The sequence below is a fragment of the Dickeya oryzae genome (genome assembly GCF_009372235.1).
Taxonomy (GTDB): Bacteria; Pseudomonadota; Gammaproteobacteria; order Enterobacterales; family Enterobacteriaceae; genus Dickeya; species Dickeya oryzae.
Genome location: NZ_SULL01000006.1, coordinates 248,695 through 266,126, shown reverse-complemented (window position 1 = coordinate 266,126; position 17,432 = coordinate 248,695). Strand labels below are relative to the sequence as shown.

The 17,432-nt window shown below is 56.7% G+C and carries 14 protein-coding genes and 1 CRISPR repeat array; of the genes, 11 read left to right on the top strand and 3 right to left on the bottom strand.

Annotated elements, in window-relative coordinates; all coding sequences use genetic code 11:
- Window positions 1-193: 193 nt before the first annotated feature.
- From casA to cas2e, 7 genes are read left to right on the top strand one after another with little or no spacing between them, the layout of a single operon-like run.
- Window positions 194-1,729, top strand: a complete 1,536-nt coding sequence (gene casA / locus FAZ14_RS13125) for a type I-E CRISPR-associated protein Cse1/CasA (protein ID WP_153508677.1) — start codon at window positions 194-196, stop codon at window positions 1,727-1,729.
- The gene (gene casB / locus FAZ14_RS13120; protein ID WP_153508676.1) at window positions 1,722-2,441 is read left to right on the top strand and encodes a type I-E CRISPR-associated protein Cse2/CasB; all 720 of its coding nucleotides are present in this window, start codon (window positions 1,722-1,724) and stop codon (window positions 2,439-2,441) included. Before casA ends, casB begins: the two co-directional genes overlap by 8 nt.
- Window positions 2,438-3,499 carry a type I-E CRISPR-associated protein Cas7/Cse4/CasC gene (cas7e, locus tag FAZ14_RS13115; RefSeq protein ID WP_153508675.1) on the top strand — a complete coding sequence of 354 codons (1,062 nt, stop codon included), beginning with the start codon at window positions 2,438-2,440 and terminating at the stop codon, window positions 3,497-3,499. The genes casB and cas7e overlap by 4 nt, the downstream gene beginning before the upstream one ends.
- Before the next feature lie 7 nt (window positions 3,500-3,506).
- Window positions 3,507-4,244: a type I-E CRISPR-associated protein Cas5/CasD gene (gene cas5e, locus FAZ14_RS13110; RefSeq protein WP_153508674.1), complete on the top strand. Its 738-nt coding sequence runs from the start codon at window positions 3,507-3,509 to the stop codon at window positions 4,242-4,244.
- Entirely contained in the window at window positions 4,244-4,891 is a 648-nt protein-coding gene (gene cas6e / locus FAZ14_RS13105) for a type I-E CRISPR-associated protein Cas6/Cse3/CasE (RefSeq protein WP_153508673.1), read from the top strand. Before cas5e ends, cas6e begins: the two co-directional genes overlap by 1 nt.
- A 16-nt stretch (window positions 4,892-4,907) precedes the next feature.
- On the top strand, window positions 4,908-5,831 hold the full coding sequence (gene cas1e / locus FAZ14_RS13100; protein ID WP_016943042.1) for a type I-E CRISPR-associated endonuclease Cas1e: 924 nt from the start codon (window positions 4,908-4,910) through the stop codon (window positions 5,829-5,831).
- Window positions 5,828-6,121: a type I-E CRISPR-associated endoribonuclease Cas2e gene (gene cas2e / locus FAZ14_RS13095; protein WP_012883104.1), complete on the top strand. Its 294-nt coding sequence runs from the start codon at window positions 5,828-5,830 to the stop codon at window positions 6,119-6,121. Before cas1e ends, cas2e begins: the two co-directional genes overlap by 4 nt.
- 84 nt (window positions 6,122-6,205) lie before the next feature.
- Window positions 6,206-7,456: direct repeats of the CRISPR family, unit length 29 nt; unit sequence GTGTTCCCCGCGCCAGCGGGGATAAACCG.
- Window positions 7,457-7,515: 59 nt separating this feature from the next.
- Here the strand turns inward: cas2e and FAZ14_RS13090 are convergent.
- A complete protein-coding gene (locus FAZ14_RS13090) occupies window positions 7,516-9,195 on the bottom strand; it encodes a methyl-accepting chemotaxis protein (protein ID WP_153508672.1) in 1,680 nt (559 codons plus the stop codon).
- A gap of 757 nt (window positions 9,196-9,952) precedes the next feature.
- On the opposite strand from FAZ14_RS13090, the gene FAZ14_RS13085 reads away from it, so the two are divergent.
- The gene (locus FAZ14_RS13085; protein WP_016943040.1) at window positions 9,953-10,405 is read left to right on the top strand and encodes a YhbP family protein; all 453 of its coding nucleotides are present in this window, start codon (window positions 9,953-9,955) and stop codon (window positions 10,403-10,405) included.
- Between the two features lie 219 nt (window positions 10,406-10,624).
- Here FAZ14_RS13085 and nrdG read toward each other — a convergent pair whose 3' ends face one another.
- Together nrdG and nrdD are read right to left on the bottom strand one after the other, a co-directional pair.
- Window positions 10,625-11,089 (bottom strand): anaerobic ribonucleoside-triphosphate reductase-activating protein, encoded by a 465-nt coding sequence (gene nrdG / locus FAZ14_RS13080; RefSeq protein WP_038906180.1) that lies wholly within the window; start codon window positions 11,087-11,089, stop codon window positions 10,625-10,627.
- 100 nt (window positions 11,090-11,189) lie between these two features.
- Window positions 11,190-13,328 carry an anaerobic ribonucleoside-triphosphate reductase gene (gene nrdD, locus FAZ14_RS13075; RefSeq protein WP_016943038.1) on the bottom strand — a complete coding sequence of 713 codons (2,139 nt, stop codon included), beginning with the start codon at window positions 13,326-13,328 and terminating at the stop codon, window positions 11,190-11,192.
- Window positions 13,329-13,713: 385 nt separating this feature from the next.
- Between nrdD and FAZ14_RS13070 the strand changes: the two genes are divergently transcribed.
- The 3 genes from FAZ14_RS13070 (at window position 13,714) to FAZ14_RS13060 (ending at window position 17,423) form a co-directional block, all read left to right on the top strand.
- Window positions 13,714-14,622: a homocysteine S-methyltransferase family protein gene (locus FAZ14_RS13070; protein WP_153508671.1), complete on the top strand. Its 909-nt coding sequence runs from the start codon at window positions 13,714-13,716 to the stop codon at window positions 14,620-14,622.
- 193 nt (window positions 14,623-14,815) lie between these two features.
- Window positions 14,816-16,357: an ABC transporter substrate-binding protein gene (locus FAZ14_RS13065; RefSeq protein WP_016943036.1), complete on the top strand. Its 1,542-nt coding sequence runs from the start codon at window positions 14,816-14,818 to the stop codon at window positions 16,355-16,357.
- A 49-nt stretch (window positions 16,358-16,406) separates the two neighbouring features.
- On the top strand, window positions 16,407-17,423 hold the full coding sequence (locus FAZ14_RS13060; protein WP_153508703.1) for an ABC transporter permease: 1,017 nt from the start codon (window positions 16,407-16,409) through the stop codon (window positions 17,421-17,423).
- Window positions 17,424-17,432: the final 9 nt, after the last annotated feature.

Here is a 17,432-nt window from a genome sequence, read left to right as displayed (position 1 = left end):
TATACCCATGGAACTGTTGGTCACAGCCTCAAAGTAACACAACTGTTCTTCAAGGATTTTTGCTGCTTCGGCAGTTTTTGTTCACCGGGAAACATCGGTGCCGCTGGCGCGGACTCTGGCCGCGCGGAGGCAGAAAACAATAACAGGAATCATGACGACCTCACGGATGAGGCCTTACTGAAGAGGTAGGTTCATGTTTTCACTGATTGACACTCTCTGGTTACCGGTAGTGGGCGCGGACGGGCACCGCACCCATATTTCTCCACGGCAACTGGCCGACGACCGGATTATCGATCTGGCGTGTCCACGGCCTGATTTTCAGGGCGCTGCCTGGCAGTTGCTGATCGGTTTGCTGCAAACCGCCTACCCGCCGCCGGATGATGAAGGCTGGGAGGATATCTGGCGAGAAGGACTGGGCGACGGCTGGATTCAGGCGCTGGATAGTCTGGCTCCGGCATTTCAGTTTGGCACGGATAAACCTGCGTTTATGCAGGATTTCTCATCGCTGGATGCCGATAACAGCCCGATTTCCGGTTTATTGATCGATGCGCCGGGCGGCAACACCCTCAAACTCAACAAAGACCACTTCGTCAAACGCGGCACGGTCAACGCCATCTGCCCGCACTGTGCTGCGCTGGCGCTTTACACGCTGCAAACCAACGCACCGTCGGGCGGTGTTGGTCATCGCGTCGGCTTACGTGGCGGCGGCCCGATTACCACCTTGCTGATGCCTTACGACGCTCACCGACCGGTGCCGCTGTGGCGCAAACTATGGGCCAACGTCATCCCCGGCGAGCCGGGGCGTTGCGATGCGTCGGTGTTCCCCTGGCTCAAGGCCACCCGCACCAGTGAAGGCGACAAAGATAAGGTGACGCCGGAGAACGCACACCCGTTGCAGGCGTTTTGGGGCATGCCGCGCCGCATCGAACTCGATTTTAGTCATACCGAATCCGGGTATTGCGACCTGTGTGGCGATCGCTCGGACCAGCTGTTGACGCAGTACCGCACCAAAAACTACGGCGTACAGTACGAACACTGGCTGCATCCGCTGACACCTTATCGCAAGTCACTGAAGGATGGCACGTTGCTATCGATCAAAGGTCAGCCAGGCGGGCTTTCCTACCGTGACTGGCTGGGGTTGGTTATCGGCACACAAGATGCGCTTAACCAGACGTTGCCTGCACGTGTAGTGAGCCTCAATCAGCAGCGCGTACCGCTGCGTTATAAAGTCGGGCTGTGGTGCTTTGGCTACGACATGGACAACATGAAAGCCCGTTGCTGGTACGAGCACCGGGTGCCGGTGTGGAAAGAGATTAACCCGGCAGTAAAAGACTACCTGCCACTGGGCTTGCAGATGGCACACGACGCCCAGCAACTGTTGCGTCAGTCGGTGAAAGCGGCCTGGTTTAGCCGCCCGAAAGACGTGGGGGGAGATTTCAGTTTCATCGATGTGTCGTTCTGGCAGGAGACCGAACAGTTTTTCCGGCAGCTTTATCGTTCTATCGCCGGGGGCGGTTGCCCCGTCGCGGCGCTTAATGCCTGGCGAAATCAACTCTACATGTACCTTATCGGCACCTTTGATCGACTGACATTCGGCAACCCGGACCAGCAAGGTGACCTGACGCGAGCGGTAGAAGCGCGCAGCAACATGGTGAAGCTCTTCCACGGCCAGAAATCAATGAAACAGCTCAAAGGATTGCAATCTCAAGAGGAACCGGCGAATGGATAAAGGGAGTAGGGAGAAAGATAACAAAGAGAACGGCAACAAGGAGAACGCTCGTAAGGAGAGTACCGCAACGCCGCTGGTGATTTTATCACCAGCGGCGGAGAAAATAGAGACCTGGTTTACGCAATTACAAAACCGGCATAACGACACCCATAATGGCCGCGCGGATCGGGCGGCGTTGCGCCGCGCCGCCGCGCCTTATTGCGCGCTGACCTGTCAGGGATTTATGCGGCTGTCGAATATGTTGGCCGGGGTGATTGGCGACAAACAGCATCGTCTGCTCGGTGTGGCGCTCTTCGCGGCGGTGGCGGCCCATGCCGATAAGAGTGACGACAAGAAAAGTTTCGCCGCGCAACTGGGTGAACCGGTCAGTGCGGGCAGTGACCGGCGTTACCTGTCTGCACTGCGTTTCGAACGGCTGCTGCGTGCGCAAACGCCGGAAGAACTGTGCCGCCTGTTGATTCGGGCGGTGACGATTCGCGGCGACGCAGGCGTGAATCTGCCGTCGCTGGCGGACGGCATCCTGCTGTGGATGGATGAATGGCATGCGCGGCAACACAACCTGCCTGCACAGCACAACCCACTGAAACGCAATGCGGTGCGCTGGGCGTGCGAATACAACCAGATAACGCAGGAACCCGCACCGGATGAGGCAGCCTCCGCCCCGCAAGACGCTAACGGAAACCACCCGACCAACAACAAGGAACCGGCATGACCACTTTTATTCAACTGCATTTTTTGACGGCTTACGCACCCGCTAACCTTAACCGCGACGACGCCGGTCGCCCGAAAACCGCGCTGGTCGGCGGCGTGGAGCGGTTGCGGGTATCATCCCAGAGCCTTAAGCGCGCCTGGCGCACCTCGGCGGTGTTTGAAAACGCGCTGGGCGAGCACATCGGCAAGCGCACCCGGCGGCTGGGGCGTGAGGTGTATCAGCAACTGATTGATGGTGGCGTAACCACCAAAACCGCCGAAGAGGCGGCGAAAGAGATTGCCGGGCAGTTTGGCAAACTGAAAAAAGAAGAAAAAAACAGCAAGGATCCGCTGGAAAAATACGACATCGAGCAACTGGCGCACATCAGCGTGCCGGAACGGGCGCGGATAGACCAACTGGTGGCGACGTTGATTGCCGAAAATCGCAAACCCAACAGCGAAGAGCTGAAACTGCTGCGCAAAGAGGTGGCGAGCGTCGATATCGCGCTGTTTGGCCGCATGCTGGCTTCCAGCCCGGAATTCAACGTAGAAGCGGCCTGTCAGGTGGCACATGCGCTGGGTGTCAGTGCGGTCACGGTGGAGGATGACTTTTTCACCGCGGTCGATGACCTTAACACTGGTGATGACAACAGCGGTTCTGGTCACATGGGCGAGCAGGGCTTTGCCTCGGCGTTGTTCTATCAGTACATCTGTATCGACCGCGATCGGTTGCTGGAAAACCTCAGCGGTGATGAAGCGCTGGTGCAGCGCACATTGCGGGCGCTGGGCGAAACGGCGCTTACCGTGTCGCCGACGGGCAAGCAGAATAGCTTTGCTTCCCGTGCCTATGCCTCTTACGTGCTGGCAGAGCGAGGCTCCGCACAGCCACGGGCGCTGTCGGTGGCGTTTTTCAAACCGGTGAGTGGCGATGAACCATTGGAAACCGCCATCACCGCGCTGAAAAGCCAACAGGAGAAGTTCAACCGTGCTTACGGCGCTGACGGCATGAGCGATTACGTGCTGAATGTTGAAGCCGGTGTTGGCAGCCTGCCGCAACTGTTGGATTTCATCAGCCAGTGAGGGTGGCATGACCGAGTATCTGGTATTTCAACTGTATGCGCCGCTGGCTTCCTGGGGGGAACCGGCGGTGGGTGAGGTGCGCCATACCTCACCCGTACCGAGCCGTTCTGCACTGCTGGGGTTGCTGGCAGCGGCACTCGGTATCCGCCGCGATGAAGAAGCGCGGTTGGTTCAATTTAACGCACACTACCGTTTTGCGGTGCGAGCACTTTCTCGCCGGGAAGGCTGGCTGCGTGATTACCATACCGTGCAGATGCCGCGTGAAGAGCGCAAACGGGTGCGCTATACCCGGCGTGATGAGCTGTGTTCTGACCCGGAACAAGGGCTGGAAACGCTGCTGACCGCCCGTGAATACCGCTGTGATGCGTATTACCACGTGGCGGTGAGTGCGACTGAGGGCGCACCCGTCACCCTTTCACAATTGTTGCAGGCGTTGCACACCCCGGTGTTCCCGCTCTATCTCGGCCGCAAAAGTTGCCCGCTGGCGTTGCCGCTGGCACCGCATCTGCTGTGTGGGTCTCTGGCCGAGGTGTGGCGACAGGTTGACGATACGCCATTGCTCAACGACCCGGCATTGGAGTTTATCAACCAACCTGACGGCAGTTGTTACTGGGAACCGGGTGAGGATGTTGCTGAAAGTGATGCGATGATGGCGGTGGAGCGTAGCGACCAGCCCACCAGCCGTCGGCGCTGGCAGTTCACCACTCGGGTACAGTGCCACGGCGTACTGAAAGGAGGTCAGTAATGTTCTTTTCCCGTGTCACGCTGCAACCGGCGGTGCTGCCGTCGGCGATGGCGGAGAAATGGCTGACATCGCCAGTGTATGCCAGCCACCAGTGGTTGTGGCAGTTGTTCCCGCAGGAGCAGCAGCGCCGCTTTTTGTTTCGGCAGGACGCCCATGCTGATGTCAGCCGCTATTACCTGCTCTCGGCCTGTGCACCCCGGCAGGATCACAACCTGTTCGAGGTGGAAACCAAACCGTGGCAACCGCAACTGAACGCCGGGATGCAACTGGCGTTTTCCCTGCGCGCTAACCCGGTGGTGACGCGCCAGAAAAAGCGTAGCGATGTGCTGATGGATGCCAAGTATCAGGCCAAAGCACAAGGAGCGGACGCGGTGGAGATTTGGCCGCGCCAGCAGCAGGCGGCAGCCGACTGGCTGGTGCGTCAGGGCGAGCAGTGGGGGTTTGAGGTCAATGCCTGTCGTGTTGACGGTTATCAGCGCCAGCGGTGGTATAAGCCGCAGCAGAGCGAGCCGGTCAGCTTCAGTTCGGTGGATTTTGACGGCCTGCTACGCATCACTGACGCTGAACGCTTTGCGCAGGCAGTCAGCGAGGGGTTGGGGAAAAGCCGCGCGTTGGGATGCGGGTTGTTGCTGTTGCGTCGGGCATAATCAGCGGGAGGCTGCTATGTCGTTCGTTCCGTTAAACCCGATCCCGCTCAAAGACCGCACCTCGATGATCTTCCTGCAATACGGGCAGATTGACGTGGTGGACGGCGCGTTTGTGCTGATCGATAAAACCGGCGTGCGTACCCACATTCCGGTTGGCTCGGTGGCCTGCATCATGCTGGAGCCGGGCACCCGCGTCTCCCACGCGGCGGCTAAGCTGGCGGCCACTGTCGGCACGCTGCTGGTGTGGGTGGGGGAGGCCGGGGTAAGGCTATACGCCGCCGGGCAACCGGGTGGTGCACGCTCTGACCGGTTGTTGTATCAGGCGAAGTTGGCATTGGATGAAGAACTGCGCCTGAAAGTGGTGCGGCGCATGTTCGAATTGCGCTTTGGCGAACCGGCACCCAGCCGCCGCTCTGTCGAGCAACTGCGCGGCATTGAAGGCGCGCGGGTGCGCCAGACTTACAATTTGCTGGCAAAACAGTACGGCGTGAAATGGGATGGCCGCCGCTACGACCCAAAAGACTGGGCGCACGGCGACAAGGTTAACCAGTGTATCAGCGCCGCCACTGCCTGCCTTTACGGTATTACCGAAGCGGCGATACTGGCGGCGGGCTACGCACCGGCTATCGGTTTTATCCATAGCGGCAAGCCGTTGTCGTTTGTGTACGACATTGCCGACATCATCAAGTTTGACGGTGTGGTGCCCAAAGCGTTCGAGATTGCCGCCCGCAACCCGCAGGAGCCGGATCGTGAAGTGCGGGTGGCCTGCCGTGATATTTTCCGCAGCCAGCAAACGCTGGCCAAACTGATCCCCCTGATTGAAGACGTGCTGGCCGCTGGCGAGATTGAGCCACCGCAGGCACCGCCAGACGCACAACCGCCCGCCATTCCCGAACCGACACCCTTTGGTGACGCCGGGCACCGGGGGCATGGCGGATGAGCATGCTGGTGGTGGTAACGGAAAACGTGCCGCCGCGCTTGCGCGGTCGGCTGGCGGTCTGGCTACTGGAAGTGCGCGCCGGGGTTTATGTGGGCGACACCTCGCGCCGGGTACGGGAGATGATCTGGCAGCAGGTGGTGGAACTGGCCGAACAGGGCAATGTGGTGATGGCCTGGGCCACCAACACCGAGTCCGGTTTTGAGTTCCAGACCTTCGGTGAAAACCGGCGGATGCCGGTGGATCTCGATGGTTTGCGGTTAGTCTCTTTTCACCCCGTTGAAAATCAGTGAGTTAGCGCTCTTTAACAACCGGGAAAAATCGGTAGAATTTTCCTGCCTTTAAAATGCCTTATAAAACAGGTATATACTTTTAGAGTGTTCCCCGCGCCAGCGGGGATAAACCGCACTACCCGCGCCCGGTCTACCAGCTCCATTTGTGTTCCCCGCGCCAGCGGGGATAAACCGATATAAACTCTGTCTATTTCTATGCTCCCTATGTGTTCCCCGCGCCAGCGGGGATAAACCGTCTGGCGCGGTTTAACTGACCGCCGCGCGGTGGTGTTCCCCGCGCCAGCGGGGATAAACCGTAATTGGCGTACATGAGTTCATAGATATTGTTGTGTTCCCCGCGCCAGCGGGGATAAACCGGTCAGGAACTGATCGATGCAACCCGAGGTGATGTGTTCCCCGCGCCAGCGGGGATAAACCGCAACAGGCGTTGTTACCGATGCACTGCTGATCGTGTTCCCCGCGCCAGCGGGGATAAACCGTGAGCCACCAACGGGTACACCAGTTGATACAGGGTGTTCCCCGCGCCAGCGGGGATAAACCGGCACAGGCGTCATGGGCGCTTCGTATGCGCTGGTGTTCCCCGCGCCAGCGGGGATAAACCGCAGGATCACGAGGTGACAGGTAAGGACGGCGGGTGTTCCCCGCGCCAGCGGGGATAAACCGTAAAGTGTATCGGCACGGAAAGGGGGCGCTGGCGTGTTCCCCGCGCCAGCGGGGATAAACCGTTGTATTGAGTAGCAGATAAAGAAAAACCCACGTGTTCCCCGCGCCAGCGGGGATAAACCGGGCCGCCTGTGACGCGGTTACTCGCCCCATCCGTGTTCCCCGCGCCAGCGGGGATAAACCGACAGCGCTTTAACCAGCTCCGGATGTTGGCCGGTGTTCCCCGCGCCAGCGGGGATAAACCGACATTCAATCTCGCATCGACGCGGCTGTAGAAGTGTTCCCCGCGCCAGCGGGGATAAACCGCCATCATTGCCCGCCTGGACAAGCTGGAAGGAGTGTTCCCCGCGCCAGCGGGGATAAACCGACAAATGCAAAAATCGGCAACGATTATTCAGAGTGTTCCCCGCGCCAGCGGGGATAAACCGTACCGAGAGGCAGAGAAACAACTGTCAGATTTGTGTTCCCCGCGCCAGCGGGGATAAACCGGCGAGCGACTTTGACGTTATACCGCTCTGCCCGTGTTCCCCGCGCCAGCGGGGATAAACCGATTCAGTTCTGGTCGTACTCGCAAGGCCAACAGTGTTCCCCGCGCCAGCGGGGATAAACCGGGCATCGACACCAGCAAATTTGAACCTGCTGGGTGTTCCCCGCGCCAGCGGGGATAAGGCATAAATAAATCGGGCACGCGGTGTGATTACGCGTGCCCGATGTTGGACCGTCAGACAGCGTTAAAACGACTGCCAGTCGTCTGCGCTGGCTGAGGTTTTGGCGGCGGCGGGTTTTTTGAGTGCCAGTGTTTTCGCGGCCGGTGCCGATGAAGGGGAAATCATCGGTCGGTTGCCTGCCAGATTGTAAGACCCGCCTCTTGCTTCTTCGAGATGGAAAATACTGACCACCTGTTTTAACTGTTCAGCCTGCTGTTGCAGGGATTGCGTGGCGTTGTAGCCTTCTCTGACCAGCGAAGCATTTTGCAGTGTGGTTTGTTCCATTTTATTAATCGCCTGGTTGACCTGCTCGATACCCAGTGACTGCTCCTGACTGGCGACGCTGATTTCGCCGACCAGTTCACTGACTTTGCGCACGCCATCCACAATCCCCTGAATGGAGACCCCGGCTTTTTCCACCAGCCGGTTCCCGGCGTCCACCGTTTCTACCGAATGGCCGATCAGTTCCTTGATTTCTCTGGCTGCGGAAGCACTGCGTTGCGCCAGGTTACGCACTTCGCTTGCTACCACCGCAAACCCGCGGCCTTGTTCACCAGCACGGGCGGCTTCAACCGCGGCGTTAAGCGCCAGAATATTGGTTTGAAACGCGATACTGTCGATAACACCGATGATGTCGACAATTTTCTTGGAGGAACTGTCGATAGCGCCCATGGTTTGCACCACTTCGCTAACCAGTTGCCCGCCGGCTTGCGCCTGACTGGCGGTATCCTGCGCCAGTTGGTTTGCCTGTCTGGCGTTATCGGCGTTTTGCCGAACGGTGGAGGTCAGCTGCTCTATCGATGCTGCGGTTTCCTGCAACGCACTGGACTGCTCGTCAGTACGGTTGGAGAGATCCTGATTGCCAGCAGCGAGCTGAGATGACGCCCCGGCAATGGCTTCAGCCCCTTCGCGTACTTCCCCGACGACGGTGCGTAACTGGCCGGTCATGTCCTGTAACGCGTGTTGCAACTGTGCCAGTTCATCACGGCCTTGTGGAGAAATCTCTGCGGTGAGATCCCCTCTGGCAACAGAATTTGTCACCTGTACTGAGGTTTGCAGCGGTCGCACAATACTGCGGGTTAGCATCCAGGCAAGCAGGGAGCCGACCAGGGTAATCAACAAGCCGAGCACGCCGAGGAACAGGTAACTGCTCTGCGCCCGTGCTGAAATCTCCTCCCGCATGCGGTCAATATTGGTACGTTGGTAGTCACGCAGGGTGGTCATGCTTTTTTGGTATTGAACGGAGAACGGCAATAATCTCTGCTCAAAGACCTGTTTGGCCTGTTCCGCGTTGCCCGAAGATTTCGCACTGAAAATTTCATCGCGCGCTTTGATATAGGCCTGACGGTCGGCGTTGAGTTGATCCAATAGCCCCTGTTCTTCTTTTGACGACACCAGCTCGGTAAATTTTGCCACACGTTCGTTGTTCTCTTTGGTGGCATTGGCGTTATCTGCCGCGAACACCTGTGCCAGCGAAGGGTCGCTGCTGCGTGCTGTGGCGGTGGTCCGCTGTATCCCGGCGGAGAGCGTCGCTGCCCAGTCGGCTACCAGTCGTTCTTTGCGCAGTGGTACCAGCATGATTTGTTCTGCGTTCCGGGTTATCTGGTTGAGTTGATAAATACCGCTGGCAAGCATAATCAACGAAAACGCGATAAGTATCCCAAACCCTATGGATAACCGAGTACCGATTTTGTAGTTTTTCATTTTTTCTCCCGGGTTTCTCTGCCACTGGTTGTCAGATTTTCCCTCTGTTCGACATAACGGATAGGTGAGTCACGTATTTTCGCAACGCGAATAATGTAAAAAGTACGGTGGGGTATTGTTTGCCGCCGTCCTGCAACTCGAATTATTTGGGGTATAGTTTAATTAACATTCAATGTATTCAGGTGCGTTGTTATTAACAATAGAAGGTTGTCATAACGTGGGTGCGCGCCAACGTAACTATTTGGTTATGCCCTCTTTTCTACTCTCGCATCATAATGCTATTTAGGATACAGACAGTAGTGGAAATCAAAGTTTTATTAGCAATATTTTATTTACCACACATTATTTTGAATAATTCGCTACCGGTTGCTCGCTATGGCAGGAGAAGCCAGTCTGGTAGCCAGAATAATTGTAGATGATTCCCGGTATATTACCGTGTGCAGGCGAGATAAGGATATTTCAATACCCCCGCTGGCGGTAGTGAGATACCAGCAAGAATGGCAAGAGGTATTGATGGGGCGAAAACAGCATAATTGTCGGTTTTAGGTGAGGGTATATGCCTCTTAACTGGTCAAACCACTAAAAATTTCCCTTTCTGTGAAGATGTTATCCGTTTTTTCTATTATCCCCAGGCAAAATACCGGCGCGACAGGTCTTTATTTTGCCCGGGAAGTGGCATTATGTGCAGTTCACAATGACAGGGACTGATGCTATCCGGTCAGGCAAGGATTAACGACGTTCCACCCGGAGAGAGGCCGTGGAAGCAGAGAATACCTTGGGAGTCATTTCCCGCTATCTGAAGAAGTTGCATGTGTTGACGCTGTGTGTCAGTGACGATGACGATTTATGGTGCGCCAACTGCTTTTATGTATTTGATGATGAAAAGATTGCTTTTTATCTGATGACGGAGCCGGATACGCGGCATGGCGAGATTATGCGACGCTGTCCGCGCGTGGCGGGTACGGTCAACGGCCAGCCTAAGAGTGTGCTGCTGATCAGAGGCGTGCAGTTTCTGGGGGAAATCAGCCGCTTAAGCGGTGAGGAAGAAGCACTGGCGCGTAATCGCTATAACGTTCGGTTTCCCATTGCGCGCAGTAGCGGCGCACCGGTTTGGAAACTGTCGCTCAACGAAATGAAAATGACCGACAACGCGTTGGGATTCGGAAAGAAACACCTCTGGCGTCGTGATGCCGTAGCGGAGGCGTGTTAACTATTCATCATTGAGGACGCATCATTGAGGACGCATCAATGAGAGTGCGTCAATAAAGGCGTGTTGATGTGGGTTCGTTGATATAGGGATATCGGTGCAGTGACCTCGGTTGCCGGTTGCCGGTTGCCGGTTGCCGGTGGCGCGAAGGCGCCACACGGTTTGCCTGCGCCGGTGCCTGCTATCAGCCCAGACGTCAGTTATTAGCGTAGATGCCAGTTATCAGCGTAGATGGTGAATCACCTGATTGCGGCTGCCGCGCCACACCAGCGTTAAATCCCGCTGTTCCTGGATAAAACGCCCGTCCACCAGTACGTTAATCAAATCAACGACCTGGTGCTGTTCTGGCGTCAGTTCATCCAACTGGTAGCCTGTCCACATCCAGATATCCTTGCCGGGACACTCATTATGTACCCGTTGTACCAGCCGTAGTACGTCAGGCACATTCTGCGGGTGCAGCGGATCGCCGCCTGACAGCGACAGCCCCTGTAGCGGCAGGTCGGTATTTTGCAGATCGGCGATGATGCGATCTTCCATTTCCTGTGTGAATGGGTGCCCTGAATTCAGACGCCAGGTACTCTGGTTATAACAACCGGGGCACTGGTGCTCGCAACCTGCCACAAACAGGGTGCAGCGTGTTCCCGGACCATTGACCACATCCACCGGGTAGTATTGATGGTAGTTCATAGCGATGACCGTCCAAAAGGCCGCCCGCCGGGCGGCATCAGCCTCAGGCTGCAGTCGCGAATAAGGCCGTGCGCTTAATCAGGCGCACGGCGCGGACTCATCAGCCCAGTTGCCCACTGGCAAGGTGTTTTACCCGGCGTTTGACTTCTTCCTGCTTACCGGCGTTAAACGGACGTGCATCCGGGCTACCCAGATAACCGCACACCCGACGTGTGACCGACACGCGTGCCGCGTCATGGTTACCGCACTGCGGGCAGGTAAAGCCTTTACTGGTGCAGGTGAATTCACCGGTATAGCCGCACTCGTAGCACTCGTCTATCGGTGTATTGGTGCCGTAATAAGGAACCCGGGTGTAGCTGTAGTCCCATACGTCTTCCAGCGCCTTGAGGTTGTGCTGCAAGTTAGGATACTCGCCGTAACAGATAAAACCGCCATTCGCCAGCGGCGGGTAAGGGGCCTCAAAATCGATCTTCTGGTACGGATTGACCTTTTTCTCCACGTCGAGATGGAAGCTGTTGGTGTAGTAACCTTTGTCAGTCACGCCAGCTACAACACCGAACTCAGCAGTATCCAGACGGCAGAAGCGGTCGCACAGGTTTTCGCTTGGCGTACTGTACAGGCTGAAACCGTAACCGGTCTCCTCTTTCCAGCTTTCGGTGGCGGCCTTCAAGCGGGCGACAATCTCCACCGCTTTCTGGCGCAGGGTTTCATCATCAAACACATGGACCTGATTGCTGAACAACGCGTTGATGGTTTCATGCACCCCGATATAACCCAGCGAAATAGACGCGCGGCCGTTCTTGAAAATCTCGGCGATATTGTCGTCCGCCTTCAGGCGTACTCCGCATGCCCCTTCCATGTAAAGTATAGGCGCTACACGCGCTTTTACATTTTCCAGCCGGGCAATTCGCGTCATCAGCGCTTTTTTAGCTAACAGTAAGCGCTGGTCCAGCAATTGCCAGAAACGCGCTTCGTCACCCTGGGCTTCCAGCGCGATGCGCGGCAGGTTGAGGCTGATCACGCCCAGATTATTACGCCCGTCGTGGACCTGCTCACCGTTTTCTTCGTATACGCCAAGGAAGCTGCGGCAACCCATCGGCGTTTTGAACGAACCGGTGACTTCCACCACCTGATCGTAATTGAGGATATCCGGGTACATGCGCTTGCTGGCACACTCCAGCGCCAGTTGCTTGATGTCGTAGTTCGCGTCACCCGGTTTGTGGTTGAGGCCGTCGCGGATGGCGAACACCAGTTTCGGGAACACCGCCGTTTTGTGGTTTTTACCCAGTCCGGCGATACGATTACGCAGGATGGACTGTTGAATCAGCCGCGATTGCCAACTGGTACCCAACCCGAAACCGAAGGTGACGAACGGCGTCTGGCCATTGGCGGTATGCAGCGTATTCACTTCATATTCCAGTGACTGGAAGGCGTCGTAGCACTCTTTTTCCGTACGGCTACGGGCATAACCTTCGGCATCGGGAATCTGCCATTCGCGAGCCACGGCGCAGTGTTTTTCATGGCTGGCGGTAACGAACGGTGCCAGAATTTCATCAATACGGTTGATGGTGGTGCCGCCGTAAATATGGCTGGCGACCTGCGCGATGATCTGCGCGGTAACCGCTGTGGCGGTGGAGATGGACTTCGGCGGCTCGATTTCCGCGTTACCCATCTTGAACCCTTGCGTCAGCATGCCGTTGAGGTCTATCAGCATGCAGTTGAACATTGGGAAGAACGGCGAATAGTCGAGGTCGTGGTAGTGAATCTCGCCGCGTTCGTGTGCCAGTACCACGTCGCGTGGCAGGATGTGCTGTTTGGCGTAATGCTTGGCGACGATCCCCGCCAGCAGATCGCGCTGGGTGGGAATAACCTTGCTGTCTTTATTGGCGTTTTCGTTGAGCAGCGCCATATTACTCTGTTCTACCAGCCCACGAATTTCCTGATTTAACCGGCCCTGACGCTCGCGAGCGACATCACGATCGTGGCGGTATTCGATATAGGTGCGCGCCAGTTGTTTGTATTGGCCGGCCATCAGCAGGTTTTCTACCGCGTTTTGGATCTCACGGATATCAACGCGCGCTTTTCCTTGCATTTGCTGAGCGACGGCAGCGGCGACGGTGGCACAGTAGTCTGCATCATCCACACCTGCAGCACTAGCCGCTTTGATGACCGCGTCATTGATTCGGTTTTCGTCAAAAGGTACCTGACATCCGTCCCGCTTAATCACTACTGGTTTCATGTTATTCCTCGGTGTGTTTCCTTTGTTGGGGTTATCCACAGGCAAAAACCACGTCTGACCACGGACGTGGAGGCTGTGGATGGTTTGTGGATAAACACAATATGTAGGTTTCTGTAAAAGGATAGACACTATATATTGAATTCACCTATAAGGTGGGGCAGTTTTATTGCGCTAAAATTGACCTGGCTCAAGGAAATTTGAGCATCGTAGAGAAATCAGTCTTGGTTAAATAATGATCAAAACTCGGTGGGGGGGCACAGTCCCGTCATCACTGCGTTGATGGCCGTCTGTATTTTTAGCTATCAAGGCATCTAGACATCCATATAGGCTTTTTGTATGGTGGCGGGAACTCTCTTTTATACGATGACCTGATTGAGGAAAGACAATGGCAGACAACGTTCTGATTTTGGACGGAGGAATGGGGCGTGAACTGGCACGCATCGGTGCTCCCTTTCGTCAGCCGGAGTGGTCGGCGCTGGCGCTGATGGAGTCGCCGCAGCATGTGCGCCAGGTGCATGACAGCTTTATTGCTGCCGGTGCACAGGTGATTACCACCAACAGTTATGCCGTGGTGCCTTTCCATATCGGTGAAGCGGTATTTAGCGCACGGGGCCAGGCTCTGGCCGAATTGGCCGGCCAACTGGCGCGTCAGGCGGCGGATACCGCCTCACATCCGGTGCGGGTTGCCGGTTCACTGCCGCCGGTATTGGGCTCATATCGTCCTGATCTTTTTAACGCCGAGGCGGCGACGCCGATCCTGAAAACGTTGATCGATGCCCTTAACCCTTATGTGGATGTCTGGCTGGCGGAAACCCAAAGCTCGCTGGCGGAAGTGGCGCTGGTGCGTGAACTGCTGGCGAATGACCCGCGTGAGCTGTGGCTGTCATTTACGTTGCAGGATGAACTGGATGCTGACGGTCATGCCCGACTGCGCTCCGGTGAAACCGTGGCTGCCGCCGCACAGGAGGCCGCTCGTCTGGGGGCTGCGAACCTGTTGTTCAACTGTAGCCGCCCGGAAGTGATGGCCCCTGCCGTGGCACAGGCCAGTGCGACGTTAAGTGCGTTGTCAGCACCGATTGGTGTGGGCGTGTACGCCAACGCGTTCGAGCCGGATGATAACCAGCGCGGTGCGAACGAAGGGTTGAGCCGACTGCGCACTGATACGCACCCGGAAGGCTACCTGCAATGGGCGCAAGAATGGGTATCGCAGGGAGCATCGCTGGTTGGGGGCTGTTGTGGTATCGGCCCGGAACATATTGCCCGTCTGGCACAGGCATTCCACCGTCAGTCCTGATGGTGGCGAAAAATATAACAATATGTCCCCTAAATAATTCGAGTTGCAGGAAGGCGGCGACGCAGCGAATCCCCAGGAGCTTACTTTAGTAAGTGACTGGGGTGAGCGAGGAAAGCCAACGCACCTGCAACTTGAAGTATGACGGGGATAATAACTATCCGTAACGGATAAGCACTCACGAAGGGAACACAACATGAATCGTCGTCATTTTATTAAAAGTGCCTGCGCCTTATCCGTCGCAGCGGCCGCTACCGGCTGGCCGTTGAGCGCCGCCTGGGGTGCCGATGCCGCAGAACAACCGAAAAAAGGCGGTCATTTGATAGTCGGGGTGGATAACGCCTCCAGCACCGACCGTCTCGACCCGGCATTCTGGTTTGAAACCTACATGTACTTCGTGGGGTCCCAGCTGTTTAATAACCTGCTGGAGCTGGATGAAAAAGGCGAGCTGGTGCCGTCACTGGCCGAATCCTGGGAGAGCAAAGACGGCGGGCGCACCTGGGTGCTGGCTATCCGCAAAGGTGTTCAGTTCCATGATGGCCGCACGCTCAGCGCGAAAGACGTTATTTATTCGCTCAATCACCACCGTGGTGAGAAATCCAGTTCATCGGTGAAAGGGTATCTCGACCCGGTCGTGGCGATGGACGCCACCGGTAGCCACGAAGTCACCATTCGCCTGAGCGAACCGAACGTAGAGTTCATCGCACTGCTGAGCGATGTGCACTTTGCTATTACCCCGGAAAACGAGAATTTCGACAAAGGTATCGGCACCGGTGCCTTTATTCTGGAGAGCTTCCAGCCTGGCGTGCGCACGTTAGTGAAACGCAATCCGAATCACTGGAACAGCGCACGCGGCCATGTCGACTCGGTTGAAACGCTGGCGATGAACGACTCTACTGCCCGTGTAGCAGCGCTGGTGAGTGGCTCCGCACACATTATCAACCGTGTGAACCCGCGTATTGTCGGGCGCATTCAGAACATGCCGACGCTGCAACTGCTGCGCTCGCGTGACAGCCAGATTTTCACCTTCCCAGGTTTGAGCAATGTCGCACCGTTTAATAACGAAGACGGCCGACTGGCGCTGAAATACGCGATCGATCGCCAGCAGATTATCGATACGGTGCTGGGTGGCTATGCCAGCGTGGCGAACGATAACCCGATTTTCCCGTCCAACCGCTATTTCGCCAAAGACATTCCCCAGCGCCCTTACGACCCAGAGAAAGCCAAATGGCACTGGCAGAAAGCCGGGTTCAGTGGCCCGCTGACTCTCTCTGTTGCTGATGCTGGTTTCCCCGGCGCGGTGGATGCCGGTCAGTTGTATCAGGCGTCTGCGCAGAAAGCGGGCATTACACTGAATGTCGAGCGTGTGCCGGACGACGCGTTCTGGGACAATGTGTGGATGAAAAAACCGTTTGTGTCCTCTAACTGGTCGGTGCGTCCTACCGCTGATGCGTTGTTGTCGCTGGTGTTCACCAGTCAGGCACCGTGGAACGAATCTGGCTGGAAGAGCGATGCCTTTGACCAGTTGGTGCGTGCGGCACGTGGTGAAGTCAACGAAGACAAGCGCCGTCAGATTTACCACGATATTCAGGTGATGTTGGTGGATAATAGCAGCGAAATCATTCCGCTGTACGCTGACGCGCTCGACGCCTGCAGTACCAAAGTGAAAGGATTGAATGCCATTCCAGGCTTCCCGCTCAGTGGCAACCGTGCAGCGGAAAAAGTGTGGCTGGCCTGAGAGAGATAAAGGGCGGGTAAGATGCGGGTAAAAGGCAGGTAATGTGACGATGTTTTGCCGAGGAATACTGTTTCGCCGATGGACGGTGCTTGAACAATGGGCTGATCGCTACCCGCTGCTGATGTTGATTCTGCGGCGTTTGCTGGCGGGGGTGGTGATGGTTGCCGTGGTATCGGTACTGATTTTTGCCGGTATTCAACTGCTGCCGGGCAATGCCGCTACCGCTATTCTGGGGCAGACGGCAACGCCGGAAGCAGTACGCGCGCTGAATGCCCAGTTAGGGCTGGATCAACCCGCGGTATCGCGTTATCTCAGCTGGCTATGGGGCATGATCGGCGGCGATTTCGGTCAGAGTTTTACCAGTCGTCAGGCGATTGCGCCGGTGCTGGCATGGCGGCTGGAAAATACGCTGTTTCTGGCCGGGTGCACCGCTGTGGTGGCGGTGCCGCTGGCGCTGCTGATAGGCTTTTTATCGGTGCGTTATCAGGGCAGTTGGCTTGACCGGCTGCTCAATCTGCTTGCCCGCGTCGCGGTGGCGTTGCCGGAGTTTTTCTCCGGCTACCTGCTGATTTTGATTTTTTCCATCAGCCTGTTCTGGCTGCCGAGCAACAGCAACGTGAGCGATCATATGCCGCTTGGGGCACATCTGACAGCCATCGCGCTACCCTGCCTGACGCTGGTGCTGGCCGTGCTGGGCCACATGAGCAATATGACCCGTGCGGCGTTGATAGGCGCGCAAAATGCTGCCTATGTCGACACGGCATTGCTGAAAGGGATGTCGCCTTCGGTTATCCTGCTGCGCCACGTGTTGCCCAACGCCTGGGGGCCAATCATCAACGTGATTGTTCTTAACCTGGCGTACCTGATGGTAGGCGTGGTGATTGTCGAAAGCGTGTTTGTTTACCCTGGGCTGGGTCAGTACATGGTCGATAGCATCAGTAAACGCGATATGCCGGTGATTCAGGGCTGCGCGCTGGTGCTGGCGACGATTTACATCCTGCTGAATTTGCTGGCAGATGTGGTCTCGCTGATGGCGAACCCGCGTCTGCGCCATGCCCGGCGGTAATGCCGTCAA